Origin of the sequence: Telmatobacter sp. DSM 110680 (assembly GCF_039994875.1) — a bacterium.
Lineage (GTDB): Bacteria > Acidobacteriota > Terriglobia > Terriglobales > Acidobacteriaceae > Telmatobacter.
Genome location: NZ_CP121196.1, coordinates 5732124 through 5758991, shown reverse-complemented (window position 1 = coordinate 5758991; position 26868 = coordinate 5732124). Strand labels below are relative to the sequence as shown.

At 56.6% G+C, this 26868-nt stretch carries 25 protein-coding genes; 19 read left to right on the top strand and 6 right to left on the bottom strand.

Going from position 1 to position 26868, the window contains the following annotated elements:
* Positions 1 to 49 precede the first annotated feature (49 nt).
* The 12 genes from gcvH to dnaB all read left to right on the top strand — a co-directional run bounded on the left by gcvH (position 50) and on the right by dnaB (position 13735).
* Entirely contained in the window at positions 50 to 439 is a 390-nt protein-coding gene (gcvH, locus tag P8935_RS23775; protein ID WP_348262797.1) for a glycine cleavage system protein GcvH, read from the top strand.
* Between the two features lie 150 nt (positions 440 to 589).
* Positions 590 to 1939 carry an aminomethyl-transferring glycine dehydrogenase subunit GcvPA gene (gcvPA, locus tag P8935_RS23770; protein ID WP_348262796.1) on the top strand — a complete coding sequence of 450 codons (1350 nt, stop codon included), beginning with the start codon at positions 590 to 592 and terminating at the stop codon, positions 1937 to 1939.
* Between the two features lie 2 nt (positions 1940 to 1941).
* Complete coding sequence (gene gcvPB / locus P8935_RS23765) at positions 1942 to 3456, top strand: aminomethyl-transferring glycine dehydrogenase subunit GcvPB (RefSeq protein ID WP_348262795.1); 1515 nt, start codon at positions 1942 to 1944, stop codon at positions 3454 to 3456.
* A 259-nt stretch (positions 3457 to 3715) separates the two neighbouring features.
* On the top strand, positions 3716 to 5134 hold the full coding sequence (locus tag P8935_RS23760) for a pilus assembly protein TadG-related protein (RefSeq protein WP_348262794.1): 1419 nt from the start codon (positions 3716 to 3718) through the stop codon (positions 5132 to 5134).
* Positions 5135 to 5175: 41 nt separating this feature from the next.
* The gene (locus P8935_RS23755) at positions 5176 to 5682 is read left to right on the top strand and encodes a TadE/TadG family type IV pilus assembly protein (RefSeq protein WP_348262793.1); all 507 of its coding nucleotides are present in this window, start codon (positions 5176 to 5178) and stop codon (positions 5680 to 5682) included.
* Positions 5683 to 6664: 982 nt separating this feature from the next.
* On the top strand, positions 6665 to 8197 hold the full coding sequence (locus P8935_RS23750; RefSeq protein ID WP_348262792.1) for a Tad domain-containing protein: 1533 nt from the start codon (positions 6665 to 6667) through the stop codon (positions 8195 to 8197).
* Positions 8198 to 8208: 11 nt separating this feature from the next.
* Positions 8209 to 8742 carry a TadE/TadG family type IV pilus assembly protein gene (locus P8935_RS23745; protein WP_348262791.1) on the top strand — a complete coding sequence of 178 codons (534 nt, stop codon included), beginning with the start codon at positions 8209 to 8211 and terminating at the stop codon, positions 8740 to 8742.
* 17 nt (positions 8743 to 8759) lie between these two features.
* The gene (locus tag P8935_RS23740; RefSeq protein WP_348262790.1) at positions 8760 to 9305 is read left to right on the top strand and encodes a TadE family protein; all 546 of its coding nucleotides are present in this window, start codon (positions 8760 to 8762) and stop codon (positions 9303 to 9305) included.
* A gap of 404 nt (positions 9306 to 9709) precedes the next feature.
* Complete coding sequence (locus P8935_RS23735) at positions 9710 to 11032, top strand: pilus assembly protein TadG-related protein (RefSeq protein ID WP_348262789.1); 1323 nt, start codon at positions 9710 to 9712, stop codon at positions 11030 to 11032.
* Positions 11033 to 11044: 12 nt separating this feature from the next.
* Positions 11045 to 11521: a TadE/TadG family type IV pilus assembly protein gene (locus P8935_RS23730; protein WP_348262788.1), complete on the top strand. Its 477-nt coding sequence runs from the start codon at positions 11045 to 11047 to the stop codon at positions 11519 to 11521.
* Positions 11522 to 11562: 41 nt separating this feature from the next.
* Positions 11563 to 12105, top strand: a complete 543-nt coding sequence (locus P8935_RS23725; protein WP_348262787.1) for a TadE/TadG family type IV pilus assembly protein — start codon at positions 11563 to 11565, stop codon at positions 12103 to 12105.
* Between the two features lie 241 nt (positions 12106 to 12346).
* Positions 12347 to 13735, top strand: a complete 1389-nt coding sequence (gene dnaB / locus P8935_RS23720; RefSeq protein ID WP_348262786.1) for a replicative DNA helicase — start codon at positions 12347 to 12349, stop codon at positions 13733 to 13735.
* A gap of 60 nt (positions 13736 to 13795) precedes the next feature.
* Here the strand turns inward: dnaB and P8935_RS23715 are convergent, their stop codons facing one another.
* Positions 13796 to 14485, bottom strand: a complete 690-nt coding sequence (locus P8935_RS23715; protein ID WP_348262785.1) for a hypothetical protein — start codon at positions 14483 to 14485, stop codon at positions 13796 to 13798.
* A 762-nt stretch (positions 14486 to 15247) separates the two neighbouring features.
* Here P8935_RS23715 and P8935_RS23710 point away from each other — a divergent pair.
* From P8935_RS23710 to P8935_RS23700, 3 genes are all read left to right on the top strand, one after another.
* Positions 15248 to 15763, top strand: coding sequence for a hypothetical protein (locus tag P8935_RS23710; RefSeq protein WP_348262784.1), 516 nt, complete (start codon positions 15248 to 15250; stop codon positions 15761 to 15763).
* 277 nt (positions 15764 to 16040) lie between these two features.
* Entirely contained in the window at positions 16041 to 16367 is a 327-nt protein-coding gene (locus tag P8935_RS23705) for an antibiotic biosynthesis monooxygenase family protein (protein WP_348262783.1), read from the top strand.
* A 48-nt stretch (positions 16368 to 16415) separates the two neighbouring features.
* Entirely contained in the window at positions 16416 to 17897 is a 1482-nt protein-coding gene (locus tag P8935_RS23700; RefSeq protein WP_348262782.1) for a CoA-acylating methylmalonate-semialdehyde dehydrogenase, read from the top strand.
* Between the two features lie 390 nt (positions 17898 to 18287).
* On the opposite strand, the gene P8935_RS23695 is transcribed toward P8935_RS23700, so the two are convergent.
* Entirely contained in the window at positions 18288 to 19355 is a 1068-nt protein-coding gene (locus P8935_RS23695; RefSeq protein WP_348262781.1) for a hypothetical protein, read from the bottom strand.
* 235 nt (positions 19356 to 19590) lie between these two features.
* Here P8935_RS23695 and P8935_RS23690 point away from each other — a divergent pair, with 235 nt between their 5' ends.
* The 4 genes from P8935_RS23690 to P8935_RS23675 all read left to right on the top strand — a co-directional run bounded on the left by P8935_RS23690 (position 19591) and on the right by P8935_RS23675 (position 22345).
* Positions 19591 to 20670, top strand: a complete 1080-nt coding sequence (locus P8935_RS23690) for an alpha/beta hydrolase (protein ID WP_348262780.1) — start codon at positions 19591 to 19593, stop codon at positions 20668 to 20670.
* A 142-nt stretch (positions 20671 to 20812) separates the two neighbouring features.
* Positions 20813 to 21367 (top strand): hypothetical protein, encoded by a 555-nt coding sequence (locus P8935_RS23685; protein WP_348262779.1) that lies wholly within the window; start codon positions 20813 to 20815, stop codon positions 21365 to 21367.
* An 83-nt stretch (positions 21368 to 21450) separates the two neighbouring features.
* Positions 21451 to 22050, top strand: a complete 600-nt coding sequence (locus P8935_RS23680; protein WP_348262778.1) for a hypothetical protein — start codon at positions 21451 to 21453, stop codon at positions 22048 to 22050.
* Entirely contained in the window at positions 22043 to 22345 is a 303-nt protein-coding gene (locus tag P8935_RS23675; protein ID WP_348262777.1) for a transcriptional regulator, read from the top strand. Before P8935_RS23680 ends, P8935_RS23675 begins: the two co-directional genes overlap by 8 nt.
* On the opposite strand, the gene tgt is transcribed toward P8935_RS23675, so the two are convergent.
* The 4 genes from tgt to folK all read right to left on the bottom strand — a co-directional run bounded on the left by tgt (position 22335) and on the right by folK (position 26836).
* Complete coding sequence (gene tgt, locus P8935_RS23670) at positions 22335 to 23459, bottom strand: tRNA guanosine(34) transglycosylase Tgt (protein ID WP_348262776.1); 1125 nt, start codon at positions 23457 to 23459, stop codon at positions 22335 to 22337. The two genes, P8935_RS23675 and tgt, sit on opposite strands and share 11 nt — an antisense overlap.
* 77 nt (positions 23460 to 23536) lie before the next feature.
* Positions 23537 to 23878: a hypothetical protein gene (locus tag P8935_RS23665; protein WP_348262775.1), complete on the bottom strand. Its 342-nt coding sequence runs from the start codon at positions 23876 to 23878 to the stop codon at positions 23537 to 23539.
* A 164-nt stretch (positions 23879 to 24042) separates the two neighbouring features.
* On the bottom strand, positions 24043 to 26346 hold the full coding sequence (locus P8935_RS23660) for a TonB-dependent receptor (protein ID WP_348262774.1): 2304 nt from the start codon (positions 26344 to 26346) through the stop codon (positions 24043 to 24045).
* A complete protein-coding gene (gene folK / locus P8935_RS23655; protein ID WP_348262773.1) occupies positions 26294 to 26836 on the bottom strand; it encodes a 2-amino-4-hydroxy-6-hydroxymethyldihydropteridine diphosphokinase in 543 nt (180 codons plus the stop codon). The genes P8935_RS23660 and folK overlap by 53 nt, the downstream gene beginning before the upstream one ends.
* Positions 26837 to 26868 lie beyond the last annotated feature (32 nt).

The window sequence follows — 26868 nt, the reverse complement described above, 5'->3', positions numbered from 1 at the left end:
GGTCGTACACTGTAGCTTCATTTGCTTTCCGAAAGGAGCATGTTCTTCTATGGCTTATCCCACAAACTACCGGTACACCCGTGAGCATGAGTGGATCGCGCTCGATGGCAAGATCGGCACTGTCGGCATCACAGATTACGCGCAAAACTCCCTGGGAGACATTGTTTATGTGGATGTTCCCAAGGTGGGCGATTCGATCAACGCGAATGCATCGTTCGGATCAGTTGAGAGCGTAAAGGCTGTGAGCGATCTCTACTCGCCTGTAACTGGTACGGTGACGGCGGTGAACGAGGAGCTGAAGACCTCCCCAGACAAGATCAACGAAGCGCCGCACGAGACTTGGATCATCAAGGTCGAGCTATCGGATACGTCGGAATACGAAAAGCTGCTGGACGCCGCGGCTTATGAGAAGTTTGTTTCGGAAGAGACGGGAACGTAAACCAGTTGCCAGCTACTAGCTCTTAGCTTCTAGCTCTTTCGCTCAGATCCGCGGCAGCATCAACTTCGAGAGGCACGAATCTCGGAAATTCCACTGGTTCGATTCATCCGCTTTTAGCTAGGAGCTAGAAGCTGGAGGCTAAACGCTGACATGCGCTACCTACCGAAATCTCCCGCCGAGCGTGAGCAGATGCTCAAGGCTATCGGCGCTCAAGCTATCGATGATCTGTTCGCTATTATTCCGGCGGAATATCGACTTACGCGCGATCTTGATGTACCGCGCCAGCAGGCCGAGAGCGAGATCATTGACTACTTCAAAAGCGCGGCGAATAAGAATGCCACTGATTACGCGAGCTTCTTAGGCGCAGGATGCTACCGGCATTACCGGCCGGTGATCATCGACGCGCTGGTGCAGCGCGGCGAATTTCTTACGAGCTACACCCCGTATCAGCCGGAGATCACGCAGGGAACGCTGCAGGCGATCTTCGAGTTTCAGACCATGATCGCCGAACTCACCGGCATGGATGTGGCGAACGCCAGCATGTATGACGGATCGACGGGCGCGGCGGAAGCGGTGCTGATGGCGATGCGCGTCACAGGGCGACAGAAGGCGGTCGTCGCAAGAACCGTGCATCCGGAGTATCGCGAAGTGCTGCACACGTATTTGCAGTTTCGCGATCTGCCTACGACGGACATCGGTTACGTTGGCGAGACGGGGCGCGTTGATCTTGAAGCTCTGGAAGCCGCGGTTACGCAGGAGACCGCCGCAGTTCTGGTGCAGAGTCCGAATTTCTTCGGAGTCATTGAAGACATTCCGGCGATCGCGGAGATTGCGCACAAGAAGGGCGCGCTGCTGATCGTGTCGATTGCCGAGGCGGTGTCGCTGGGCGTAGTACGACCGCCGGTCGAAGCTGACATTGTGAGTATGGAAGCGCAGTCGTTCGGTGTCGCCCTGAGCTATGGCGGTCCGTTCTGCGGCGTGATCGCGGCCAAGGAGCAGTTCCTGCGGCAGATGCCGGGGCGACTTGCTGGGCAGACGGTGGATGGCAATGGCAATCGTGGATTCGTGCTGACGCTGTCGACGCGCGAGCAACACATTCGTCGCGAGAAGGCGACTTCGAATATCTGTACGAACCAGGCATTGGTCGCGCTGATGGCGACGATATTCCTGACGGTGTATGGCAAGGAAGGCATTCGGGAACTGGCCGAGCATAACCTGGCGAAGTCCGCCTACGCCGCGAAGACACTGAGCGAACAGCCTGGGGTGAAACTGCTGTTCAACGGAGCGCCGCGCTTTCATGAATTTGTTTTGCAAACGCAGGAAACGCCCGCGCAATGGAGCCAACGGCTGCTGGACGAAAAGATTGTCGGTGGGATTGATCTTGGCCGGTGGTATCCGGAACTGAAGAACGCAACGTTGTGGTGCGCAACGGAAGTGGTAGCGCGCGGAACGATTGACCACGCGGCGAAGGTTCTGGCTGCTGCGCCGGTGGAGGCATAGAGATGGCAACAACAGAGACGCAGATCAATCGCAGCATTGGCAAGGTTCGTCCGCACCAGACACAGAATGAGGGGCTGGTGTTCGAGAAGTCGTCTCCCGGCAAGAAGGCATATAAGCTTCCGCCACTGGACGTGCCGGAAGTGGACGCGGCAGCGCTGCTGGGCGATGCTCACCGCAAAACAGCGGGACTGCTGCCCGAGTTGAGCGAGATTGAAATCATCCGCCACTTCACGCGGCTTTCCACATGGAATTATGCGATCGATCTGGGAATGTATCCGCTGGGTTCTTGCACGATGAAGTACAACCCGCGCGTGAACGAATTTGTGTCGCGCATTGAAGGACTAGCCGAGGCGCATCCCTATCGGCCCGAATCGCTGGCGCAGGGCGTGCTCGAAATCATCGACCTGCTGCAGCGCTGCCTGATCGAGATCACGGGCATGGACAGCATCACGCTGCAGCCTGCTGCGGGCGCTCACGGCGAATTCACGGGCATCCTGCTGGTGCGCGCATGGCATGAGTCGCAGGGAAACGCGCGACGCAAAATCATCATTCCGGACTCGGCGCATGGAACGAATCCGGCGACCGCAGCCATCTGCGGCTACCAGGTGGAGAATCTGAAGTCGAATGCGGAAGGCGGCATCGATCTAGAGGCGCTGGCGCGCCAAGTGGACGAAGATACGGCTGCGCTGATGCTCACCAATCCTTCGACGCTCGGCGTTTTTGAAAACGAGATCCACAAGATCGCCGACATCCTGCACGCCAAGGGCGCATTGCTGTATATGGATGGCGCCAACATGAATGCGCTGGTGGGCAAGGTGCGGCCAGGCGACTTCGGCGTGGACGTGATGCACCTGAACCTGCACAAGACATTTTCGACTCCGCATGGCGGCGGTGGTCCGGGGTCTGGTCCGGTGGCCTGCAAGAAGTTTCTTGAGCCGTTTTTGCCCACACCGGTACTGGTCCAAGACAAGAATGGGGCGAAGTCCTGGAACTATGATCGGCCGCAATCGGTGGGCAGGGTGCGCGCTTTTTACGGAAACACTGGGATGTTTATCCGCGCGCTGGCTTACATTCTCGCCAACGGACCTGATGGGTTGCGGCAGACCACGGAAGACGCGGTGTTGAACGCTAACTACATCCGTAAGAACCTCGAAGACCTTTATGAGCTGCCGTACAAAACGCCGTCGATGCACGAGGTGGTTTTCAGCGATAAGCGGCAGGCGGTGAAGGGCGTGAAGACGGGCGACATCGGCAAGCGGCTGATCGATTATGGGTTCCATCCCTATACGGTGAGCTTTCCCCTGATCGTGCACGGTGCATTGATGATCGAGCCCACGGAGAGCGAGTCGCTGGAAGAACTGGATCTGTTTATCAACGCGATGCGTTCGATTGCGAAGGAAGTGGAGGAAACCCCGGAATTGGTGAAGACGGCCCCGCACTCGACCCGAGTTTCGCGGCTGGATGAAGTTCAGGCCGCGCGCAAACCGATTTTGCGCTGGAGACCTGACGGGAAGTAGCTAACGCGATGCCGGCGCTAACTTCAAGTCCTGCGTGGGAATAGCAGAATTCTGCCGGCTTAGGCGAGACACAGGTAACCTTCGTCGGTATGACTTTCTCCACTCGAAGAGTTACCGCAAGAGGCCCGTAAGTAGCGGCTATTCTGCATATTTCCGTTGCTTTCGGCCCCGCCAGATTCGATAATCATGCATCCAGAAGTGATGCATTCGGGCCTGCCTTCTCCAGATAATCGAATCAATTGTGCAATGGAGGTCTTCAATGAAATGGTTCCGTGGCCAGAGTGAACACGTCCCGGCAATGACGGCCTTCAAGAACGGCTTGCGATCCGCGCGAAACGAAGGAGGGCAAGCCCTGGTCTTAACAGCGCTGAGCATGACCGTGCTGCTCGGCTTCATGGCTCTCGCAACGGACGCCGGAGTCATGCTGCGCCAGAAGAGAATCGCGCAGTCAGTCGCCGACAGCGCAGCAATTGCTGGAGCGTTTGAAGCCTTGTATGAGGGCACTCCTTCGACCGTAACCACGGGGATGTGGAATGCGGCCGCGAAAGACGCCACATTGAATGGCTACGCTCCGGGGTCGGCGAGCGGTGTACTCAATTCCGCGAACGGCGTCACTCTGGCTCTTTCAGTAAGCCCGAATATTGGTGTTTCAGGTTTTAATAGTGCTGGTTACGTTCAGGCTATTGTGACGTTCAACACGCCCACGTTCTTCATGAGCCTCTTCCATTTTCCGACCATCAATGTCACCGCCGCAGCGATTGCTTCAGATCAGCTTCAGGCCTCAGGCTGTTTCGATGTTCAGAATGGCGGCAACTATGCCGATCCCGCAGGGACGATGGGTGGAAGTTCCGAAGTCTTCGGGACGAGTTGCGGCGTAACCATCAATGGCAACGTGGACATGGGAGGACACGCAAACATCGACGCCAAATACGTCGCCGCGTCGGGCACTATTCAGAACCAAGGCAGCTCCAGCATTACCGGAACGGAGGTGCAGAATGCTCCTCCCACGAACGATCCCCTACCTCAGCTTCAGCAGGCAGCGAATCAACCGACGATCGACACCGTCCACCATACTTGCACCGCGCCTGCCTCCGCCACTGGCATGAGCTGCATCTATGACGGGAATACCAGCGGGACCAACGGCGCGCTCAATGGCACTCTCAGCGGCACCTTGCAGGCGAACACGATTTATGTCTTCGACGGTGCTGTGAATAGCGGGAACGGACCGACCATCAGCGGCAACGTGACGGGGGCCAGTGTCACGCTCTATCTGGCTGGCAATACTCCGTTTGACTTCGCCAATAACGGAACCCTGTCCCTCAGTCCTCCCGGCTATCAGACGAGCTGTCTGCTAAGCACGAACCCGTTTTGCGGAATCCTGATCGACGCGCCGAGCGATGGCAGCAACAATAACGGCACTTATACCTGTTCGCACGGTAAGGGGAACAACTACGGCAACCCTGGTGAAATATATCTCAATTTCGGCAGCAGCAGCACCACGTTGAATGGAGTTATCTACGCACCGTATATGCAGCTGTTTGTTCAGGACCAGGGTTCAAATACAACCATGAACAATGACGTTATTATCGGCAATTTCTGCGCGCAATCGGCAACCATCACCATAAATGGTTACAGCCCATCCTATTCGCCCGTTGCAAGAATCGGGCTCGTGTACTGATCGAGCTGTTCGTGAAATTGTTCGTTTGAGGAGTGAGTGCGATGAAGCTTAGATTCAGTGACAGTAGCGGGTCGGCACTGGTGGAGGTGGCTTTGGCGGCGCCGCTATTCCTGCTCCTGCTGACCGGCGCATTTGAATTGGGACGGGTCGCACATTTCGCCATTGAAGTGCAGAACGCGGCGCGCGCCGGGGCGTCCTACGGTAGCACGAACTCGGGCAACTCTGCAGCAACCAATTCGATCATTCAGGAAGCAAAAAATGACGCTCCTGATCTGGGCAGTCTCGCGGTGACACCAGGCACCGGCTGCGTTTGTGAGGCACTTGCGACCGGCAGCACTCCAACGTATTCCCCAAGCAGTGGGACCGTTGCCTGCACCGATCCAACAATCGTGGCCTGCAGCGGGACGAGCGGCACAACCACGTATCGCGTGGTGAGCTACGTTACTGTCTCCACCCAGGCAACGATCAATCCTATTTTCAATGTGACTTCTCTGCCGGGTTCCTACACGATCCACGGATATTCTGAAATGAGGGTGCTCCCAAATTGAGAATTCCAGGCACAATTCGACTGCATAAGAACGCGCTCCTATTGAGCAGTTTGAGGCGTCTGTGGCACGACGAACAGGGTGGGTCCCTAGTCGAGACCGCAATTTCCTTTGTGCTGTTGAGCTCGCTTATTTTCGGCGTGTTTGAGGGTACTTTGGCGGTGTATTCGTATCATTTTTTGGCTAATGCCGCTCATGAGGGCACCCGTTATGCAATTGTCCGCGGAGGGGGCTGGGACGTCCCTTGTTCTTCATACAGCTCCTCGGGATGCGTTGCTAGCGTGGCCAATGTTCAGAACTATGTTGCCAGTCTGAACTTTCCCGGAATTAGCATCACCGCTGCAGACGTTTGCGTGGCATATCTTGCCTCGGCCCCAGGAAGCGCGACGACGACATGCACTACTTCCACCACAAACACTAACAACGTTCCCGGAGACATCGTTCAAGTCACAATCAATTACCCATACACCCTCAGTGTCCCAGGGGTGCCCTCTCACACGTTTACTCTCACGAGTACCTCGCAGATGACCATATCCCAGTAAGCAATGACGGTGCGTTGCGGCGTCGTGGCCAGATCGCGAGCGCTGCTATTCAAGTCCTGCTTTTGGCGTTAATATCCGGCGCCCCTTGTCCGCACCACCCCGATCCCTTCTCTTTTCTGACATGTCGACGAGATGGTCAGGGTAACGTTCCCTACGTACCCACAACTCGTTGATTTCACGTGCCTGACAAGCACTTGTCGTAACCCGTTAAGTAATTAACCCGTTAGTGGCATTGTCTGGCGCGCGCGAAGAGCAGAAAGTGTCTGCATCAGGCGTTTTCCACCGATGCCGGTACTATGTCCCGGTAATAGCCATTAATCCCTTCCGACAGTTGGCGACGCTTGGTGTACTGCCGAATTTTTAGCCGGCGTTGAGGCCGCGAAAGTCCGACAGCGCAAATCGCGCCTTAGCGGCGTCGATCAAAGTCCACCTGGAGGTTTTCGATGGGACTTGATGAGCGTGGGAAAACAAAGGACTGTAGAACTCTCGCGAATAACGGGGTTACCGGGACCGAGGGCTTCCTAAACGGACATCTAAAATCACTGAAGCTTCAGTCTGGATTAGCCTTTCGTGCGCTTGCGGGGAAGCTCAACGCGAACGGCAGAGGCGTTGAGAGCGGACAGGCTCTGGTATTTACGGCATTCCTAATGGCGGCTCTGTTCGGTTTCATGGGCCTGGCGATTGATGTCGGCTTATTGTTCCGTGCCAAGCGCAATCTCCAGAGCGCAGCAGACGCGGCGGCCACTGCGGGGGCGCTGGACTACTACTATTACGGCTCGGCGTCGTCGGCTAAGACGATGGGTTGCGCGGCCGCTACTTCAAATGGCATTTCGGGTACGTGCAACACCGCCAGCACCTGCACCGGTCTCAGCGGGACAAATATCTGCATCAATACCCCGCCGCAGCTAGGACCGAACACGAGCACCACCTTCACCGAGGCGATCGTTACTCAGCCAAACCCCACGGCATTCATGTCCCTGTTCGGGTTCTCAAGCGTGAAGATAAGCGCGCGGGCCGTGGCGGCGTCTCGTGGAATCAGCACGGACTGTGTTTACCTGATGGATTCTTCGATGTCGGATGCCCTCTTCATGAAGGGCAATGGCACGATTCATGCCGTCAACTGCGGTGTCTACGTGAATTCGAAATCGTCAACCGCAGTGGAAGGCAATGGCAATACAGCTGTGGATGCTGCCAGCCTGAACATTGTGGGTCCGGATTCGGGAGCGTCCAGTCTCGATCCCAACAAAACTCATACCGGTGTTTCGCCGATCACTCCTCCGATTCCACTCAATCTACCGGGTATACCTTCCACAGGCTGCACTTCTTCGATTTCTCAAAGCGAGGTCACGGTATCGACGACGAGCGGCAGCACCAAGATCAAGGAAGCTTCAGTCAACGGGTCTTCGAGTAACAATGTTGTTTGCTTCACGAACGCAGGCGGCGTGACGATCGACGACGGCGTTGCGTTAGCGGGCGTCCAAGGGGATGGTGTTTTATATGTCTTTGAGCACGGCGTGACGCTGAATGGCGCCGTGAGCTTCGGCTCATACAACGGGACGCCGCCAACCAATGGTCCGTTCGATCCCTCGAAGACTATCAGCGCCGTGCTGGATGTGGCCGGTGGAAGCCTGAGCCAGGGCAATGCCGCCCTCACTATTTATGCGCCGACTTCAGGGACTTACAACTCGATAGCCCTGATGCAGCCAAGCACCAATACAACTGGTGGAGTCCATTGCCCGGCGAGTCCTGTTGACCCGTGCCTGCTGATTCAGCGTGGATCGAGCGGCTCAGTATTCGACGGGATCGTTTACGCGCCAGCCGCATATGTGGAATTGCAGGATAATGCCGGAGCCGTTTACGCCACTGGCCTGATCGCTGACGGGCTTTTCGTCAAAGCTTCTGATCTTTACATCAACAACTACAGCCCAGCCAACCCCACCACAACGCCTTTCACGGTCATCACCCTGGTGGAATAGGAGGAACCCAAGTGGCACGCAATTGGTTTGGAATATTTGCAACTCTCAAAAAGTGGCGAGGCCATGACAGTGGTGGAGCGCTGGTGGAGTTTGCGCTGACGATGCCGGTGCTGACGCTGCTTCTTGCGGGCTCGGTGGAACTGGCACGCATTGCTTACACGTCCATCGAAATCACCAACGCTTCAAGAGCCGCTGCGCAATATGGAGCTCAGAATTCAACTACGGCTGCGGACTACGACAACAGTAGTGCTCAGAATGGCGGTATCCAGAAGGCTGCGGCGATCGAAGCTTCTGGCCTCAATGGTGTGACTACGACTGTTTTGATTTCGGGTATGTGTTCGAGCGGCGCATCGTGCACCGGAACCAGCAATGCAGCGGGGCCGACTTGCAAAAACACCGATTGTCAGACGAATTCAGGCGATCACATTGAGACCATTTTGAACGTGACGAGTTCCATCACATTCTCGCCCGGTATCCAGATCAAGGCACTTCCCACTACGTTCACGCTGAGCCACACCACGGTGCAGAAATGCCTGAATTGCTAGAACTGGAAGGTGAGTTGATGCTCAGATATTCTCGGAATCGCGTGAAGTCGAAGAAAGCGCAGCCCAGCGGGAATCTCGTGGAGTGGGTGCTGCAACATGCATGGCGCGACCAAGGCTCGGCACTCGTGGAGATGGCCCTTGTAAGCTCGCTTTTGCTTGCCATGCTGTTTGGGATTTTTCAGGTTTCGATTGCGTTATATGCATATAACTACGTGAACGATGCAGCGCGGGAAGGGGCGAGATGGGCCATCGTACGCGGATCGCAGTGTTCCACGAACACCCCGAATCTGGACCATTGCGGAGCCTCGTCTGCGGATATTCAGACCTATGTGCGGAGCCTAGGGTTCCCCTATTCCGGTAGCTTGACCGCATCCGCAACCTGGTGCACTGCGACGACGACCTCCGGTGTGACGACCTGGTCCGCACAGCCTTGCTCCGGAACAAAGGACCCCGGAAACATGGTTAGCGTGGCTGTCAGCTTGAGCTATCCATTGAACATCCCGTTCATAAAACAGATTCCGCTAACGCTGAGCTCAACCTCCAATATGGTGGTTTCGCAGTAAACCACAAGACCTTACGAATGGAAGCACGTAAGTGAGGTTGGTGAACATGTCATTGCGATTGAGTGGTTTGAGTCGGGTCATCTTCAGGCCCATGTGAAACCTACATGTGGCTTGAATATGGCAGCCGCGGGGCTCTTGGCCGTCGGCCTCACTTGGGGTCTCTGACCCGCCTATTTCCTTCCAAAACAGGGCCTTTACATTACGTCGCCAATTCTAGAACTTAAGTAATCATAAAGTACCCATTATGACTTGCTGCCCCCGTACACCGTTCATAGAATCAACTCCAGTTTCCCCCCGGGCCATGTTAATTGAGCTTTGCTCAAGCGCTTTGCTGTCTGCATCTGAGACTGCCCGAGGAATCGCTGTTCGACTTCAGATTGGCTGCGAGCTGAGAGAAGGTGGCTATGAAGCTTTTAAGAAATGAAGAAGGTCAAACCCTGGTATTAACCGCTGTTTGCGCTTCTGGACTGCTGGGCTTTATGGCGCTCGCTTTGGATGTAGGCGTGCTCTTCCATACGCGCCGGGAGATACAGACTGCGGCCGACGCGGCAGCGATCGCCGGAGCGGCGGACTACCTTTACAATCAGTCGGTTTCCTCAGCGCGCACAGCTGCTTGCGCGGCCGCTGCGACTAACGGTTTTACGGGGAGTTGCACAACCAGTACGTCAGGGGTCTGCAGCGCGTCGGGTACAACGATTTGCGTCAACATCCCACCTCAATCCGGACCCAACACGGCTGCAACGGGAACCTTCGTGGAGGCGGTTGTAGCGCAACCGGCATCCATGATTTTCCGATCGGGTTCGATGGCGGTGAATGCCAGGGCGGTGGCGGCAATGCCGACGAACGGTCAAGCCTGCATCTGGCTAATGAATCCAAGTGGAAACGACCTTGCCGTTCAGGGCAAGTATGACATCGAATCGCCGAACTGCGGAATTTACGTGAACTCAAACACAACGGACGCCATGTCCGTAACCGGTGGCGCCGGCACGATCAATGCTCCGTTTGTTGACGTGGTTGGAAATGCCACGCTCCAGCACGTACCAAACGGGGTTACACCTACGATGAACTCTGGGACTCGCAAGAGCCCTTGGGGAAACCTTGCAGGTCCCACGAGCAGTAACTGCTCGGCCGGGAATACGGTCAGTGGAAACTCCATTACGTCATCAACGACGATTCCGAGTCCGATTGGCGGAGTGGTTTGTTTTTCAGGAAGTAACCCTTCGATCTCCGGCACAGTCACGCTTCCAGGAGCAGCCTCTGGAACGGTCTACTACTTCGAGAACGGCGTAAGCATCGGAGTCGGTGCCACCGTCACCTTTGGTTCCGGTCCCGCGTATAACGTGAACACAAATACTTTCGCATCCTCACCGGCTACCGTTGGCGCAGTGCTCGATGTCGGCAGCGGCACACTGAACCAGGGTTCCAACTCACTTCTGAATGTTTATTCGCCGACCGCGGGCACCTATAACGGTATTGCAATTTTCCAGCCATCAACGAACACCACGCAACTTCAGGTGCAGTTTGGCAGCAATAACGAAGTGATGGATGGCTACATCTATGCGCCTGGTGCCCAGGTCTACCTGCAGGACCACGGCGGCGGCGTAACTGCGGTGGGTCTGGTTGCCGGCCAACTCTACGACAAGGCCTCAACGTTCACGGTCCCCCACAGCTACGACCAGGCGAATCCGACGACAACCCTGAACAGAGTTCTCACACTGGTCGAGTAAGAGGAGACGACGATGAATACAAAAGTTCTAAAAACAGGAAAAGTGTTTAGGCGTATTCGGAACTGCGAGTCTGGCAGTGCATTGGTCGAAACTGCCTTGACGTTTCCGGTCCTGGTCATGCTTATCGCCGGCGCAACAGAATTCTCCCGAGTGGCCTATGCATCGCTTGAGGTAGTAAGTGCAGCGAAGGCAGGGGTCTCTTACGGCGCCCAGACGGGCGCGACAACCACGGATCTGAATGGGATCACGTATGCTGCACAGCACGATGCCGGAAATGTCACATCAATCCAGGTGCTATCGGCGAATTCAACGTATGTATGTTCGGACGGATCGGCATCGACGGGAGCTAACACAGATTGCTCTACATCGCACATGGAGCAGACTCTGACCGTGACGACTCAGGCGACGATTGATCCAATCATCCATATTCCGGGACTTCCGACGACCTATACCATCAACGGTCAGGCTTCTCAGCTCTGCCTTCAGTAACGGTGCTTCAGCACGAACGAATGAGACAAAGGTAAACGCAGATGATCGCATTGAGACAGTTCTCGGACAGGGTTCGGAAGGCAGCGCGGAACATCGCTCACAGCGATGCCGGAGGCTCCCTTGTCGAGATGGCCCTTTCTTCTCTCATCCTGGCCACCATGTTTTTCGGAATCTTCGAAGTCACGATGGGCTGTTACACCTACAACGCTGTTGCTGAAGCTGCACGCGAAAGTGCGCGCTGGGGAATGGTACGCGGCACAAAATGCAGCACCTACACGCCGAACCAGACTCACTGTGCTGCAAGCTCCGACGACATCCAGAATTTCGCGAAAACCTCTGCGAAGATCGACTGGTCACAGTGCACGACGGCCAGCCCGTGCGTGACGGCCACATGGCTGAAGGGAACCACCACCTCGGGAACCACGACCTCAACTGTCTGGGCGACTTGCACTGGAGGCTGCTCGGCCGATCCTGGAAATCTGCTGGTCGTGTCGATCTCCTACCCGTACGCTCTGACATTTCCAATGGTGAAGACATTCAACATCCACCTGGCCAGCACTTCTGAGGTGATTGTTTCGCAATAGGTTCGAGCATATTTGCCCGCGAAGGGCTTAGCATTTGCCGCCGGTATTTTTGCCCTGGCCTCGACGCTTTTTTAAAGTCGAGGTCAGGTTGTTTTTGGGCCAATTTTTCGGGCTTCTTTCTGCCTCATCGGGCCGACAAGACTCCGAATATTCTGACTAGCAATTGCCGATCTCGATTCCCACAATGAGTCGTCGGGATTCACACCCTTGACCGACCGTGCCGCCGCCTACACTTTAGGGTATGGCCACCCTGCCTGACATCACTTCGCTTGACGCTGGACTGCCCGCGAATATCGACGCGGAAAAAACAATTCTTGGCGCCATCCTTCTGGACAATGCCGCCCACTCCGAAGCGGCTGAGAGGCTTGAGCCCGACGACTTCTCGCTGGATTCGCACAAACGCATCTTCGTGCGTATGTCGGAGCTGATGAACGATCAGCGCGCCGTCGACATCGTTACGCTGTCGCACGAGTTGGCCCGCGTCAAAGAGATTGAGGCCGTGGGGGGAGTTGCCTACCTGGCGTCTCTGACAGAAGGGCTGCCGATGCGGCCGGTCATCGAGGAATACATCCGCATCGTCAAGGATAAAAGCCTTCTGCGCAAGCTGATGCTGATCTGCTCGGCGGCGATTGCGCGGGCGGCCGACCAGAGCGAAACGGCGCTCGAAGTGATAGGCGCGGCTGAAACAGCTCTCCTCGAAGTGAGCGAAAAGGGCGTTACCGGCGGACTGGAGCCGCTGGAACACATTGTTGCGAATTCGTTCGGCAATATCGACAATCTTTACCGCAACAGCCGCACTGTGACGGGCCTTGAGACTGACTTTACCAAGCTGGATGAGATGACCAGTGGTCTGCAGAAGGGTGAACTGATCATTGTTGCCGCGCGACCGTCGATGGGCAAGACGGCCTTTGCTATTAACATGGCGCAGAATGCAGCGGTGAACCACCAGGCGACGGTGGCAGTGTTCAGTCTTGAAATGAATAAGGAGTCGCTGCTGCGACGCATGCTTTCGTCGCAGGCCTGGGTGGATCAGCGCAACCTTCAGACGGGTTTTATTCGCAAAGAGGACCACGACAAACTGGTACGCGGGCTTGAGGCGCTGGTGGAATCGCGACTCTTTATCGATGACACTGCCGGCATTTCGCTGGCGGAGATGCGCGCCAAGGCGCGACGCCTGAAGCAGACTCATGGTGCGCTTGATCTAGTTGTCGTGGATTATCTGCAGCTGATGAGCGCCACTCTGCCGTCCGCAGGCGGCAAACGTTATGAGAATCGCACGCAGGAAGTGTCGGCGATTTCGCGTGGGCTCAAGGCGCTGGCCAAGGAGATGAACGTGCCGGTGGTTGCGCTTTCGCAGCTATCGCGTGCCAGCGAGCGCCGAGGTGACGACAAGCGTCCCATGCTGAGCGATCTGCGCGAGTCGGGCTCAATCGAGCAGGACGCCGACGTTGTTGCGTTCATTCATCGCGAGGCGTATTACAACCGCGACGAGGAGATGTCGGAGTCGGATAAGGCGAAGTCCGAGATCATTATCGCGAAGCAGCGCAACGGGCCAACCGGAACCGTCCATCTCAATTTCATCTCGCGATTTACGCGCTTTGAGAATCAAGACGTGGTACACGACGTCTAGGCTCGAGGATATCGATGACTTTCGGATGACTCGTGACTCATTACGAGACTCAGTCCACCTCTACAGCTCGTTGATCGTCAACACCACTCTGCCGGCGATGAACTCACCGGGAGAGGCTTCGGGGCTAATCTCGATCAGATCGACCGGGAAGCCCATGTTCAGAGGGCGAAGCACGAGGCGGGTGGAGACCTGTTCAAGATAGCGGAGAGTCAAGTGTGCTCCGTTGCGGACTGCGAAGACACTGGGCCGTCCGGCGCGGTAAGGGGTGAGCGCGTTGTAATGGCGGTCGATTACTGCGAGGGCATCGGGCAGAAGCAGCGGATCCATGGAAAGCGCATCGGCGTGAGCCATGCGGATGGCGACAAATCGCTGCCAGGAGCGCCGCGATGAACCGGCTTTCGGTCTTAGAGAAGACAAAGACCCTGGAGGTAGGGGGAGCATCGCCTGGACGGCAGCGGGGCGAATGTGAGGTTCAAAGAGTGCGGTGGCGTGAGAGACGAGCGGAATTGCGCTGATTTCCTCGGTGTGTCTGAGCTGAACATCGTGCATGCCAAGTTGCAGCAGGTCCTCAGCGGCCATGTACTGGGCAGTCAACATACGATCGATGCCTTCCAGGGAAAGCTGACGGCGGGAATGAAGGAAGTTGGATAAGTGCGACTTGCCGAAACCGGTCTGCCGCGCCAGCAGTGAGACGCTCAGAGTGCCGCGATGTATCCTGCGCAGCAACTCCACACGAAGTCGTTCTTGCATCTGGGTAAAATTCATCTGTGGAAAGTCCGCCACCAGCCATCGAGACGATCGGTTGTTGTTTTCTTTGAGCAAACCGGTTTACGTCTTTTTGTCTTCATTCTTGGGTTCTTGTGTACGTCCGACAGAACGAATTGAAGAATTGCCCCTGGCTGCGTTGACGCAGAAGAAACGTCTCACTACATTGGGTTTATTCCAGCTCGCACAGGTATTGGGAATTCTCGAGGATGCGGTTCAATCGCGCAATCGAACGAGGGTGGTAGAGCGGTTACCAATCGCTTCAGCCACTTTTCGATGAGGCATTGAGCTGATCGGCCATGGGGAAGGCTGATCTTCGGGTTTGAATCGCAGGCGCCCAAGACGCACCTTCGACCACCCTGTCCAGCCGATTCCAGAATCTGCGCACCTATCACGATGACTTATACAAGTCGAGTACAGACGGCAACCGCACAACAGGGCAGCAGAATCCTGAGTGCAGCCAACTGGCTCCTTTCACCTCGCCAAACAGACGACAAAAAACTGAACGAGCGAGAGAAAGCGATTCTTGGGGGAATCTGTCATGGAAGTGTGCGTACACATAAAAGTATGCGAAGGATGTGGTTGTCTTTGGTATAGGGCTCTGCATCAGGGGAGTGTTTATTGCAGTAAATGCGTTAAGAAACTGGAGATGTTTCCGAGCCCTGCAACGCGAAAGCGGCGAGGGCGTCCTGCAAGAAAACGCGTGCTGAATATCTGGGCTGTTGCAGCGATGGCGGGAGGTGCAGAGTGAGCGCAGCTCTACAACTTACCTCCATCTGGGCCACGGAAGTTATCTACCAGCCGAGGCCGTCGAGGCGTGGCGCTGAGCTTCGCACCAATCACGAAGTCGAATCGCATTCAGCGGATCAGAAAACTGGATCGGTTCCTAACATCAGCGTTGCGTTTTATCGAAAACACACTGAGGAGATGCTGCGGCGCTATCTTTATGCATCAATGCTGGTGGGCCGAGCGCCCGCTATTCTGGGAGAGCCGATCGGGCGAGGGTGGGTATCAAGCCGGAAGGTCAAGACGTTTGAAGACGCCGTGATCTTTGTGCTCGATATTGAGCGTTGCCTCAAAAAGTTGGGGTCGCTGGATTGCACGTTGCTGAGTCGAGTTGCGCTGCAGGAGTACACCCATGCGGAAACCGCAAATATGCTCGGCGTGAGCCTGCGCGCAGTCTCCTACAAATATCCGCTGGCGCTTGACCGCTTGACGGAGTTGTTGTTGCAGTCGGGGCTGCTGATTCTTCCGCCTTCATAATTTACAGGGGCGCGCAATATAAGAAAGGGGAGCGCCGACTGGCGTTCCCCTTTTTTGTGAAGCGAAGTAAGTGAGGAGAGCCGCATTGTTGTTCAAGAATCAACTGCCGAGTAGGCCACCATCCACTCAGAACGCGAGAATCATCGGCGTGGGCGCGACGCGGCGCCTGTGGGAACCGTTTTCGATAAATTTGGCGAGGCCGGCGTTTTCCTGGAGTCGTAGAATTCTGTTCTGGACGGCTCGACGACCAACGACCGCCCGAAACAGGGAGATGCCGATGATTGCGAGAATCTGGCACGGATATACCAAACCTGAACACGCAGACAGCTACGAAGCAATGCTCAAGCCCGAGTTGCTGCCGGGAATGAACAAAATTCCCGGATACAAAGGCGGCATCGTGCTGCGGCGTCCCCTCGGCGACGAGATTGAATTCATAACCATCATGGTGTGGGAATCGATCGAGGCGCTGCAGGCTGTGGCCGGTCCCCATTATGCCGCAGCAATCATCCCGGAGGATCGCTTGAAGTTTCTTTCACGCTACGACAAGGAGTCGGCGCATTACGAAATTCGCTCCTTGCAAGGGCTCACCGATCTTCTGCGATAACAAATTCCTGCTGCCGTCTTTACGCCCACTGCGTTACATTGAAGTCCGATGACTGCCATTGCTTCCCCCTCAATCCACAATCTCATTGGCGGCATGTGGGTCACCTCCACCAGCCCCGCCGGCATTGAACTGCTGAACCCCGCAACCGGTGAGCCGCTGGGAAATTCCCCGGCCGGATCGGCCGCCGAAGTCGACGCCGCGGTGCAGGCCGCTCACGCGGCCTTCGCTTCGTGGCGCACAGTTCCAGCCGCAGATCGCGTGCAATATCTCTTCAAGCTCAAATCACTGCTTGAAGTACACCTCGACGAACTCGCCAGCCTCATCACTATCGAAAATGGCAAGACCCTCGCCGAATCAAAAGGCGAACTGCGCCGCGGGATTGAAAATGTCGAAGTCGCATGTGGCATTCCGGTGCTGATGCAGGGTTACTCGCTTGAAGATGTCGCGCCGGGCATCGACGAGATCATGGTGCGCCAGCCTCTCGGCGTTTGCGCCGTGATCACACCATTCAATTTTCCGTTGATGATTCCGCTCTGGTTCCTGCCCTATGCCATTGCCACCGGGAACACCGTCGTGTTGAAACCCAGCGACCGCGTTCCCTTCTCCGCAGCCCGTCTTCTCGAACTGATCCAGGAGACCGGCCTGCCCGATGGCGTTGTGAACCTCGTCAACGGTGGCAAAGCTGCAGTTGACGCCTTGCTCGATCATCCCCTCATACGCGCCGTGAGCTTTGTCGGATCAACGCCTGTCGCAAGGCATGTGTACGCGCGCGGCTCGGCAAGCGGCAAGCGCGTGCAGTGCCAGGGAGGCGCCAAGAATCATGTAGTCGTGCTTCCCGATGCCGACCAGGAGACCACCACCAAAATCATCGCCGACTCCGCATTCGGTTGCGCGGGCCAGCGCTGTCTCGCTGTCAGTGTCACCGTCACTGTCGGCGAAGCGAAAGACTGGTTCCGCGATGCCATTGCGTCTGCGGCAAGCTCACTCAAAGTCGGCAACGGTCTCGACCCCAACACACAGATGGGGCCGGTCATTACGCACGCCAGCCGCGAACGCGTCGTCTCGCTCATCGGACAGGGTGCTGACCAGGGCGCAAAGACAATTGTCGACGGAAGACGCACCAACGGAAACGCCGGAGCCGGCTCGTTCGTAGGTCCAACAGTTCTCGATGGCTTGCCCGCGCAAAGCCCGCTGATGGAAACGGAAATCTTCGGGCCCGTGCTCTCCGTGGTTCATGCAGATACGGTGGACGAAGCAGTGGCCATGATTGAGCGTTCAGCCTACGGAAACGCAAGTTCCATCTTTACCTCGTCTGGAGCATCGGCGCGCAAGTTCCGTACCTCAGTCTCAACCGGCAACGTCGGCATCAACATCGGCGTTCCCGCCCCCATGGCCTACTTTCCGTTCTCAGGGTGGAAGGGCAGCTTCTTCGGCGTGATGCACGCGCAGGGCCGCGACGCCGTAGAGTTCTTCACCGATAAGAAAGTAATCGTAGAGCGCTGGCCAAAAGAGTGGTCCCGCAAATTCTGAACGCGCCTCGATTGTTTCTTGGATGAACAGGGAGTATGACTCCGAACGGCAGAACAGAGATCTCTTGAGCCTCATCAAGTTGACTAAAGAGTAACGTCCGGGTTGACGGTAATTCGACCGGAGCATTGAAAAGTGACGATAAGCGCGTTCCTTGAGGAAGTTCTCGCCAGCGAGAGAACAGTCTCAACGGTTATTGCTCGCCTGCATCGCTCCGCCGATCATCACCCTGCGTTGCTGTTTGATTTGGAGTAGGAGCGGGAATAAGATAGACAGCCGATTCATATTTTGGAATTGAAGGCCGTGCACGCAACGTAAGCATTCCGCTGGTTGCCGACTGCGATTGCCGCTTTCTCGTCTCGAACTGTTCCCGCGCCGATGCCGCTACAAGCATCAGTTCAGGGCAATCGTAGTCCAATTGGCATCGCCAAGGGTCAGGGGCATTTCATCTATTTCTGCAATCGGAGCCACGTTTCCGGTCGCATCCGGGGCAAATTTAAGGATCTTCGAAGTATTCGTTGAGACATAGATATTCCCCGTGCTGTCCACGCGCAGGCCCCAGCCGCCGGGCGGACTAAGGTTGGTTGAGGAGCCCGTGATTGTCCGCATAGGAGCCACGTTTCCGGTTGAACCAGCGCTAAACTCCACAATACTGACGCTCGCCACCTGGGGAGGTGTCCCCGCCCGCAACCCCGATAACACATAGATATTTCCTGCGCCGTCCAGGGCAACGCCCTCGATGTCATCAATCAGCGTTTTCGAGCCGCCGATCGTGTTCGTCGGCGCCACGTTCCCGGTCGCAGCTGAGTTGAAAATGAGAACGCTGTCAGGGGCATCGCCAATCGCATCCTGGTTGGCGACATAAAGGTTATTGGCTGAGTCGACCGCCATTTGGACCGGAACGGAGATAGTTGTGGCAGCTCCGCCAATCATCTTGCTCTGGACGAAGTTGCCTCCATTCGCTGGAGAGAACATATAGATTCCCGTGACCCATTCGCCCGCATAGAGGTTCCCAGCGTGATCCACTTCCAGGCAGAGAGGTCCCTGTGAGAGCCCAGTCGCTATCGTCGTCGCAGGCTTTGCCGTCCCGTTTGCTCCCGGCGGATATTCCAGGATTTGGACCGTCACGTTGGCCGCAGGCGTCCCGGATGTGTATCCGACGAACAGATTCCCCGCCGGATCGATCGCCAACCCCGAGAAACTGGTGCCAAAACCAGACGCAGTTGGTGTCCCTTGGATGATTGCGGTAGGGGCGGCTGCTCCGCTTGCCGTGCGCGAGAGCTGCACAACGTCAGTGGCAACTCCTGACAGCACGTATATGCTGTTGCCCGCCAGGTTCGCGCCACCGGCTGGGTCGCCTGAGCCGCCCGAGTTTCCCGAGCCACCACCACCGCAACTTGCCAGGACAAAAAGCAAGCCAGTTCCCAACGAAGAAAACAACGTGCGTTTCGAGCTTCGCATAAACGAACCTTAATCTGAAGCTCATTGGAATGAATTCCTGCCAGGGGAAGGAGCGTCAGAGCATTTCGCCGGTCACAGTTGAGTTGGCGCGATGGTGAGTGCGTAGATTACGCATCCGCTGGATTTCTGTCAACAGAATTGATGAATTTGCTTGCAATCGTCGGTCTGCTATCGTGGACGGTTCGGAGGCGTGCGTGCGGCACCCTCGTCGAAACCTATTCGGAGGCACTGTTCAATGCTGCTGATCGCTCGTCAATTTGGAATCGTTCTACTGTTTTCGTTCTCGATGGCTATTGCGCAACAGCAGGCTGCGCAGCCCACTACGGCCGCTGAGGCGCCTAACCGCGACACCAGCTACATCGACGCCAACGGCACGGCGCACGTCACGCGCGTTGTTCCGGTGCCGCAGACCGTCAGCCCGGAGGCGCAGAAATCCATCAGCCGCGCCGAACCGGACCAGGGCCCACCCGAGCCGCTCGAGGCGCGCCGTAAAGGGACCGATGCCTATACAGCTCGCGCGCGTGTGGAGTGGACCACGATCTGTCCGAACACCATCGTTGAAGACAAGATGGCGGGTGTTCCGGTGCGCATCGTCACCCCGGAGGGTTCGAGCGAGAAGAACAGGGACAAGGTGCTGCTGAACCTGCATGGCGGCGGATTTAATTCCGATTCAGGCTCGTACACCGAGTCAATTCCAATCGCAAGCTACACCGGCATCAAGGTCGTTGCCGTTCTTTATCGGCTTTCGCCTGAAGTTAAGTTTCCGGCTGCTGTTGACGATTCAATCGCTGTCTACAAAGAGCTGCTGAAGACTTACAAACCGGGGCACATCGTGATTTACGGAACTTCGGCTGGAGCCATTCTCACTGCCGAGGTTGCTGCGAAGATCAAGCAACTCGGACTGCCGATGCCTGCGGCTCTGGGGATCTTCAGCGGCATGGGAGACTTTGCGAGGGCGGGCGATTCGGTGGCTATGTATGCCCTGCGAGGGCTGGCCGGGCATCTTGATCCGCCCGAGCCTGGAGCGCACGATCCGTTCTATGTCGCTTCCGCGGATCCTAAAGACACGATTCTTTCGCCGATCTATGGCGACCTGCACGGACTGCCCCCAACGCTCTTCGTAACCAGCGGCCGGGACCTTTTGCTGAGCGGGACCGTGAACCTTCATCGTGCGTATCTTCTTGCCGGTGTCGATGCGCGGCTCATGGTCTATGACGCGTTGCCGCACGCCTTCTGGTACAACCCGCAGCTACCTGAGGCTATTGAAGCTAATCACATCATGGCGGACTTCTTCGTAAAGCAGCTGCGCAAGTAACTCATTAAAAGAAGCTTGGCGAATAGTTAGTCAGCAGCCTATTTATATATTGACGCGGAGAACTCTATAAAGTAGAGTACTCCTTATTGAGACGATTGCTTTCAGGATCGGATTAAAGCACGCCTCTAATTTGGAGTCGAATATGAAATCGATCGTGTCGAGATTTGTGTTGCAGACATCGCTGGGAGCGATGCTCATGGCTGGATCGTGCGTTCTTGCAGCGGCGCAGCAGTCGGGGATGCCCAACGTAGATGCCCAACGTGAAGCGATGAAGAAGCTCGGCTTCCTGGCTGGTCACTGGTCAGGTCCTGTTTCCATCTCGCGTGGACCGGGAGAACCCTTAAAGCTCTCCCAGACTGAAAACGTGCAGTTCAAACTCGATGGCCTTGTTCTTCTGATCGAAGGAGAAAGCACCGGTTCTGACGGCAAGAAGCAGTTTCAAGCGCTAGCCACAGTCGCCTACGACGATGCGTCGCATGCCTACCGCTTCCGCGCTTTCAACGACGGACACTACATCGACGCAGAATTGACTGTGCAACCCGACGGCTTCGCGTGGGGATTTGAGACAGGTCCGGCAAAGATCCAAAATGCCATGCAATTGACCGCCAAAGGGGAATGGCAGGAGACCACAGATGTCACGTTCGGCAGCGCTCCGCCGCATCGGAGCGTCGACATGCTGCTGCAGCATCAGCCTTGAAAAAAAAGATCTTCCTAATTGCAGATTACGAGCTCCGCGCAGCAACGCAACCGCCACCGCAACGCATGTAAAGGAGAACTCTTATGCAGGAACAAACCAGTACACAGGATCTGAAAGACAGGCTCGCTCTTATCGAGAGCATGATGACCGAAGGCCGCCGCACGACAGAAAGCTGGGGCTGGGTGTTTGTCCTGTGGGGAGTGGCCTATTACGTTGCGATACTCTGGACGGCTTTGGGTCAAAGTACCCTGGCGTGGCCCGTAACCATGATCAGTGCCTGCGTGCTTACCGGCGTGCTGGTCTCAATCAGAAGCGGGAATCACCCAAATACCAACCTGGGACGCTCGATTGGTTCCATCTGGATCGCCGCGGGTATTTCGATGTTCCTCCTCTTTTTGTCGTTGGGCACCAGCGGCAGAATTGACCAGCACATCATGGTCGCAGTGGTCGGAGCGATGCTTGGGACAGCAAATGCTGCCTCGAGCATGATTCTGAAGTGGAAGATGCAATTTGCTTGCGCGGTTGTCTGGTGGGCAGTGACCGTCTTCGCATGTTTTGGAAAAGGGAAGCAACTGACCATTGCATTTCTAGCCGCAATCTTCTTTTGCCAGATCGTCTTTGGCATCTATGGCATGATCGCAGAATCACGCGTCCGCAAGATGCGAGGCACAGCCCATGCCTGAACTGCCTGAGCTAAACCCTGTAATTCACGGGAAGTTGCGACTGGCGCTGCTGTCGCTACTGGTCGGCGTGGAAGAGGCAGAGTTTACGTGGCTGCGTTCGAAGACTGGTTCAACAGACGGCAACCTCGGGGCACAATTACTCAAGCTGGAAGAAGCAGGCTACGTCGCAGTCGAAAAGAAGTTTGTGATGCGCAAGCCGCAGACGCTTTACCGCATCACGGAGAATGGGCGCCAGGCACTCGCCGAATACGTGCAGGCGCTCAAGCAACTGCTGGGTTCTGCAATTACGACTTAGCCACGGGCGTCTCGGCGTTGGCAGCGAGTTCGGCTCTCACTCCCTGCATGATGCCGAGGTAGTAGGCGAGGTTGTGAATCGAATTGAGCGTCCCGCCGAGCGGCTCTTTGCACTGCATCAAGTGACGCAGATAGGCGCGTGAGTATCGACGGCACACCATGCAGTCGCAGGCGGGATCAGCGGGTCCCTGGTCCTCAGCGTATTGCTTGTTCTTTATATTCACGCGCCCCTGACTGGTGAACAGCAATCCGTGGCGCGCAGCGCGAGTGGGGATCACGCAATCCATCATGTCCACGCCCATGCGCGCGTATAGTTCGATTTCGTCGGGAAAGCCGACGCCCATCACGTAGCGCGGTTTATCCTTCGGCAACAAGGGCAGAACTTCGCTGATGACTTCGAGCGTCAATTCACGCGGCTCGCCCACGCTGAGTCCGCCGATTGCGTAGCCATCGAAGTCCATCTCCACCAGGCGCTCAGCGCTTTCGCGGCGAAGGTCGGCGAACATGCCGCCCTGCACGATTCCGAAGATGCTTTGCGTTTTTCCATTCAAATTATCGTTCCATACAACTTCATCCTGATGTGCGCGGAAGTGATCGAGCGAACGCCGCGCCCATGCCATCGTCAGGCGAAGGCTTTCTTCGGCACGTGCGCGGTCGGCGGGATACTCGGTGCACTCATCGAAGGCCATGCAGATATCTGCGCCAAGGGCGATCTGCACGTCGATCGAGTGCTCGGGCGAGAAGAAATGACTGCTGCCATCGAGATGCGAACGGAAGCGCACGCCCTCATCGGTGACTTTGCGCAAGTGGGCGAGGCTGTAGACCTGAAAGCCTCCGGAGTCGGTCAGCATGGCGCGGGGCCAGCTGATGAAGCGATGCAGACCGCCGAGCCTGCGGATGACCTCGTGTCCGGGACGAAGGTAGAGATGATAGGTATTTCCGAGGATGATCTGCGCGCCCAGTGATTCAAGCACATCTTGCGGAACGGCCTTGACGGTGCCGGCCGTTCCCACCGGCATGAACACGGGGGTTTCGACGGTTTGGTGGGGAAGATGCATCTGCGCGCGCCGCCCGCCCGAGCCGGTCGTATGGAGCAGATTGAAAGCGAGACTCACTTCGCTATTCTAGCTGGTTGTTATCGAAGGAAGACGCGCTGGGAGTTCAATGAGAACTCCCAGCGCAGTCGTGGGCATTACCCGTTGCGGCGGTCGTGATGCTTGGCGCGGAAAATTTTGCGTGAAGCAACATTCTGCCGGTGGCGGAGTACGCGGCGATCTTTCATGGTCAGGCGACCATTGTGCTGGGCGCGCATAGTGCGCATCTGGCGATAAATCCGCATCTGCTGGCGTTCAAGGCGTGCGCCCTGACGCGGAGTGAGACGGTCGTTCTTGATTCCGTTGCCGATCCGTCGCTGCTGTCTGAATTCGCGCTTTACAATCGGATTCTTTGGTTGCTCCTGTGCGTTGGTTTGGGCAAAGGTCAGGGCAGGCGCTACAGTGAGTGCCGCCACAAGTGCAAGCTTGAAGAGCTTCATGGTGTTTCTCCTTCTGTGACGGCGGTGGCTGAAATATAGCTCCTGACCACTCACACTCGCTGAAACACCATGCGTAAACATTCGTTGTCAGACTTTTGGATGATTACTGGTTGCTTGCTTAAGAGTTGCTGAAGGATCTTCTTGTTGAAGGCCGCGTCGCGCGATTACTTTGCGCGGCCGAGGTTCAAATTCAAACCAGCACGTGCAACCCGCGGCGTTGCGAGCGTTGTCGTCGGGGTCTTTGAAACTTCGATGCTGCGATCGAAGAGATTTTCTCCGGCTGCGAAAAACTCCACATGCGAGCCGAATTCATGTGACCCATAGGCATCAAGCCTAAAGAAGCCATGCAGCAAAAAGAGGTTCGCATCGTCATCGTATTGATGCCCGCTCACGCGGCTCTGCAAAGTAAGCATGCCGATTTGCGGACGAAACGCGCGCACATTCAGGGTTGCCATATTGCGCGGCACCTCTGGAATCCAGTTCCCCAGGTCCTGCGTGCCGCGCGATACGATGGCATGCGCATACTGATAGCCGCCGTCAACGGCAAGCCAGTGTTGCGGCGCTACTTCAAAATCGATGCCAACGCCGCGGCTTTCAATCTGTCCCAGGTTGTTGCGCTTCAGCAAAATCGGCGATGAATTTGGATTGGTAGTGACGGCGACAATGGGCCGATTGACCTGCGTATCAAAATAACTGGTTCGAATCGTTCCCCAGCGCCACTCGCCTGCAGCGCCGACTTCCCATCCCGTTGCGCGCTCACTCAACAGCGAATTATTGGGGAGCGTCAGCTTGTTGCCCACCTGCGTTGAACGATACAACTCATTCGGAGTGGGCTCGCGAAAGGCACGAAAGCCGGACGCCGAAAGTGCCCAATGCGCCCCGATCTTCCGCGACACACCCAGGCGGGGATCGAAGAGATGTTGATCTTTTTGCACGGGCTGGGTGGCAGCCGGCACCCACGTTATTCCGTTCCACACAAGGCTCTGGCCATCGTAATTCTGAAACCAGTCCATGCGGCCCGAGCCGGTCAGTGTCCAACCCGCATGTACGGTCATCGCCTCAGCGTATACGGCTGAATCGCGCTGATGGTCGTGCAAATTGGTCAGCGCCGCGGTTGTGCCGAAGGTCTGTTCGCGATCCCATACGCGGACATCGTGCACGTCGGCGCCAGCTACCATCACCATTCCTGCGCCCAGCGGCTGGCTCCAGTGCGCGACCGCGCCTAATTCATTTTCCGGAGAAAGAGAAAGCCGCGTTGGGACTTCGCCGCAACGATAAGAGCACGTCGGCTCAGTTGCAGTTGGAGTATTGATGATGCTCGAAAAGACCTGGCGAAAATGTTCAGCCGATCCGTAGAACCTAGCGGTAAGAGTTCCTTCATGAGGACCATTCCAATCGCCCCCGGTGGCATAGCGCCACAAGCGCGTTCCGTTGGTTTGTTGCGGTGTCCCGTTGCTGCGGGCATCGTTGAATCCGCTGCCGCGTACGAACAGGCGCAGCGGACCGTGCACGTGATCCAGCAGCAGAAGGCCGTTCTGGGCGTGGACGTTGCTGGCGATGTCGACGGGTCCGCGTTGGTAGGATGCTTCCTGAATGAAGCCGTCGGTGCCCAGTGCACCGCCAGCTAGCAGGATGCCCCACGACCCGCGCTTGCTCTGCATTAATGCGCTTTCGTCATAAGTCGATTGCGATCCGTAACTGGTGGTCAACTCAGCCAACGTCGATGTGGGCCTGACGGGGTTGACGTTGATGACGCCACCGATTGCACTCGATCCATAGAGATCGCTGGCTCCGCCGCGCACCATCTCGACGCTCCGAATGGAAAGTTCGGGCTGCTCCTGCCAGCGGATCCAGCCGGCGAATGGATCGTTCAATGGGACGTCGTCCTCGGTAACAAGAGTGCGGCTGGCGGCAGTTGAACCGAGTCCGCGCAGGCTGACGCCTTGGGAGGATGGATTGGCTACCAGCGAACTCGATCGCCGAAACAATTCAACTCCCGGCAGCTGACGTATCTTTCCATCGAGGGTGAGAGAGGGGGTCGACTGTAGTGCAGTCTGTGAAAGTTGGCGTGTGGACACCGGACTTTCGAGTGTGCCCAGCGGCGTGCGATACGCCGTCACGGTGACCTGCTCGCTACTGCCAGCAGGGTCAAGCTGCACGGTGGTGTTCGCGCTGACCTCTACGAATTTTCCTGCGAACCCCTTGGCTTCGACATGCAGGCGGCACGGAATGCGGCAATGAATGGTGAGCTGGCCGTTAGTATCGGTGCGGCCGAGCAATGGTCCGTTCGCTTCCTGGACGCTTGCGCCGGCGATCACGGAGCCGGATTTGTCCACGACCGAAAGTGTTATCGGCACCGGTTGCTGCGCGTAGAGCTTGGCGATTGCCAGCAGCCACGCACACGCCAGCGCGGCCCTAGGAATTTGCCGCAGCACGCCAATCATCGCTTTCGAATTGCACCACGGCATCGGTTTCACCTTTGCGAGATTTCTGCAGCATCTGAAAGAACTCTGACACGGTTTTGCCGCGCCCGGCAATTGGCAACTTCGGAGCGATTTCATGCAGCGGGACGAGAACAAACGCGCGTTCTGTGAGTCTTGGATGAGGAAGCTTCAACTCAGAGAGACTGATTTCAAGATCACCTATAAGCAGAATATCCAAATCCAACGTCCGCGGCCCGTTCGGAATTCCGGTCGAGCGGTCACGACCGTACTCCTTTTCGATTACCAGCAATTTATTGAGTAGTGCCAGTGGCTCGCACTCCGTTTCAAGCGCAACAACAGAATTCAAAAATCGCGGCTGATCGGTGTATCCAACCGGGGCGGTGCTGTAAAGCGACGACCGCGCAGTTATCTTGCCTAGTTCGTTCAGTCGCATCACGGCGGCGGCAAGCGTAGCCTCCGGCGGCCCTGCCCAACTGGCGAGGTTCGCGCCGAGCGCTATGTAGGCCGTCTGCATCCGTTTAGACTATCCCGATTTGCCCACGCTGG

Coding starts and splice junctions, on each gene's coding strand:
- P8935_RS23700 (WP_348262782.1), top strand. CDS start 16,416: ATGACTGCCATTGCTTCCCCCTCAATCCACAATCTCATTGGCGGCATG.
- P8935_RS23750 (WP_348262792.1), top strand. CDS start 6,665: ATGGGACTTGATGAGCGTGGGAAAACAAAGGACTGTAGAACTCTCGCG.
- gcvH (WP_348262797.1), top strand. CDS start 50: ATGGCTTATCCCACAAACTACCGGTACACCCGTGAGCATGAGTGGATC.
- P8935_RS23755 (WP_348262793.1), top strand. CDS start 5,176: ATGAAGCTTAGATTCAGTGACAGTAGCGGGTCGGCACTGGTGGAGGTG.
- P8935_RS23660 (WP_348262774.1), bottom strand. CDS start 26,346: ATGCCGTGGTGCAATTCGAAAGCGATGATTGGCGTGCTGCGGCAAATT.
- gcvPA (WP_348262796.1), top strand. CDS start 590: ATGCGCTACCTACCGAAATCTCCCGCCGAGCGTGAGCAGATGCTCAAG.
- P8935_RS23680 (WP_348262778.1), top strand. CDS start 21,451: ATGCAGGAACAAACCAGTACACAGGATCTGAAAGACAGGCTCGCTCTT.
- P8935_RS23740 (WP_348262790.1), top strand. CDS start 8,760: ATGCTCAGATATTCTCGGAATCGCGTGAAGTCGAAGAAAGCGCAGCCC.
- dnaB (WP_348262786.1), top strand. CDS start 12,347: ATGGCCACCCTGCCTGACATCACTTCGCTTGACGCTGGACTGCCCGCG.
- gcvPB (WP_348262795.1), top strand. CDS start 1,942: ATGGCAACAACAGAGACGCAGATCAATCGCAGCATTGGCAAGGTTCGT.
- folK (WP_348262773.1), bottom strand. CDS start 26,836: ATGCAGACGGCCTACATAGCGCTCGGCGCGAACCTCGCCAGTTGGGCA.
- P8935_RS23760 (WP_348262794.1), top strand. CDS start 3,716: ATGAAATGGTTCCGTGGCCAGAGTGAACACGTCCCGGCAATGACGGCC.
- P8935_RS23715 (WP_348262785.1), bottom strand. CDS start 14,485: ATGCAAGAACGACTTCGTGTGGAGTTGCTGCGCAGGATACATCGCGGC.
- P8935_RS23730 (WP_348262788.1), top strand. CDS start 11,045: ATGAATACAAAAGTTCTAAAAACAGGAAAAGTGTTTAGGCGTATTCGG.
- P8935_RS23705 (WP_348262783.1), top strand. CDS start 16,041: ATGATTGCGAGAATCTGGCACGGATATACCAAACCTGAACACGCAGAC.
- P8935_RS23735 (WP_348262789.1), top strand. CDS start 9,710: ATGAAGCTTTTAAGAAATGAAGAAGGTCAAACCCTGGTATTAACCGCT.
- P8935_RS23725 (WP_348262787.1), top strand. CDS start 11,563: ATGATCGCATTGAGACAGTTCTCGGACAGGGTTCGGAAGGCAGCGCGG.
- P8935_RS23685 (WP_348262779.1), top strand. CDS start 20,813: ATGAAATCGATCGTGTCGAGATTTGTGTTGCAGACATCGCTGGGAGCG.
- P8935_RS23695 (WP_348262781.1), bottom strand. CDS start 19,355: ATGCGAAGCTCGAAACGCACGTTGTTTTCTTCGTTGGGAACTGGCTTG.
- P8935_RS23675 (WP_348262777.1), top strand. CDS start 22,043: ATGCCTGAACTGCCTGAGCTAAACCCTGTAATTCACGGGAAGTTGCGA.
- P8935_RS23690 (WP_348262780.1), top strand. CDS start 19,591: ATGCTGCTGATCGCTCGTCAATTTGGAATCGTTCTACTGTTTTCGTTC.
- P8935_RS23665 (WP_348262775.1), bottom strand. CDS start 23,878: ATGAAGCTCTTCAAGCTTGCACTTGTGGCGGCACTCACTGTAGCGCCT.